Origin of the sequence: Parasynechococcus sp. (assembly GCF_042954245.1) — a bacterium.
GTDB lineage: Bacteria > Cyanobacteriota > Cyanobacteriia > PCC-6307 > Cyanobiaceae > Parasynechococcus.
The window spans coordinates 1-1,642 of sequence record NZ_JBGKDP010000176.1; the positions used below are offsets into that span (position 1 = coordinate 1).

3 protein-coding genes are annotated in these 1,642 nt (G+C 62.0%); all 3 read left to right on the plus strand.

The annotated features are described in order from the left end of the window. Positions 1–935, plus strand: a 935-nt coding sequence (dnaJ, locus tag ACGVJ8_RS07800) for a molecular chaperone DnaJ (protein ID WP_392346974.1), incomplete at its 5' end; no start/stop codon positions are given. Beyond that, positions 932–1,159: a sulfurtransferase TusA family protein gene (locus ACGVJ8_RS07805; RefSeq protein ID WP_392346976.1), complete on the plus strand. Its 228-nt coding sequence runs from the start codon at positions 932–934 to the stop codon at positions 1,157–1,159. The genes dnaJ and ACGVJ8_RS07805, both read left to right, overlap by 4 nt. Continuing rightward, a partial coding sequence (gene rsgA, locus ACGVJ8_RS07810; RefSeq protein WP_392346978.1) for a GTPase RsgA occupies positions 1,152–1,642 on the plus strand: 491 nt, incomplete at its 3' end. The genes ACGVJ8_RS07805 and rsgA, both read left to right, overlap by 8 nt.

Sequence of the window (1,642 nt, forward strand, 5' to 3'; positions counted from 1 at the left end):
AAGCCGGCCTCGGAGGTGCGGCCGGTGCCCCAGATATGGGGGACATGGGCGGATTCGCGGATCTGTTCGAGACGTTTTTCCAGGGCTTTGGTGGACCCGGGAGTGCTGGAGGTGGTCGGCCGCGGCGTCAGGGTCCCCAGCAGGGTGATGACCTTCGTTACGACCTAACCATCGATTTCGAGCAGGCGGTGTTCGGTCAGGAGCAGGAGATTAAAATCCCGCATCTGGAGACCTGCGACACCTGCGGCGGCAGCGGTGCCAATGCGGGCAGTGGACCCACCACTTGCGGCACCTGTGGTGGTACTGGGCAGGTGCGCCGTGCCACCCGGACTCCCTTCGGCAGCTTCACTCAGGTCGCCGAGTGCCCCAACTGTGGAGGGACTGGCCAGGTAATTTCGGATCCCTGCGGCTCCTGTGGAGGCCAGGGTGTCAAACAGGTGCGTAAGAAGCTGCGGATCAACATTCCTGCTGGGGTGGACACCGGAACACGCCTTCGTGTGACCGGCGAAGGCAATGCTGGACCCCGGGGTGGCCCGTCTGGTGATCTTTACGTCTTCCTCACCGTTCGCAATCACCCACGGCTGCAGCGGGATGGCCTGAACATCTTTTCGGAGGTCAAGGTCAGCTATCTCCAGGCGATTCTTGGCGACACCATCGAGGTGGAAACGGTGGATGGTAGCAAGGAGCTGGAGATCCCTGTCGGCACCCAGCCCGGCACGGTGCTCACCTTGGCGAATCTGGGCATTCCCAAGCTCGGGAATCCAGTCGCACGGGGTGATCAGCGTCTGACAGTCACTGTGGACTTGCCGAGGCGGATTACCGATGTGGAGCGCGAGCTGCTGGAGCAGTTGGCGGGTCACCATTCCGCCCGCGGCAAGCAACACCACCATCACAACAGCGGTCTGTTTGCTCGCTTGTTCGGTCAGAAAGGATGAGCAGGCGTTCCCTGGATCTGCGGGGAACGCCCTGTCCGGTGAATTTCATTCGCTGCAAGCTCACCCTCGAGCAGATGAGTAGTGGTGACTGCCTGGAGGTCTGTCTCGATCGGGGTGAGCCCGAGGCCATGGTCCTTCCAGGCCTGAGGGATGCTGGCCATTGTGTTGAGTGCGTTGATCAAACATTGGATGCCGTCACCATCGAGGTGATCTGCGGTGGCTGAAACCGGCAGCTCCGTGGCTTCCGGGATGGTTGTGGCGCTCCAGGCCAACTACCTGGAGGTTGAGCTGGATGCTGCACCTGAAGGATGCCCAGAGCGGCTGCTCTGCACACGCCGCACTCGGCTCAGCCATCGGGGTGAAGCCGTTTATGTGGGTGATCGGGTTCGCATCGAGGCGATTGATCCAGGCCAGGGGCGTGCCGTGGTGGCCGATGTGGAGTCACGCCACAGCTTTCTCACACGCCCACCGGTGGCCAACGTCTCCTTGGTGGCTGTGCTGTTGGCGGTGGAGCAGCCCAGCTTTGACCCTGATCAGGCCAGTCGTTTTCTGCTGACGGCGGAACGGACGGGGTTGGAGGTGATCCTTCTGCTCACCAAAGCAGACCTCATCTCACCTGCAGCGCTGGAGCGGCTCTTGACCCGGTTGAAGGGGTGGGGGTACGATCCGCTGGCGCTGTCCAGTGCCGCTGGAACTGGTATTGATGA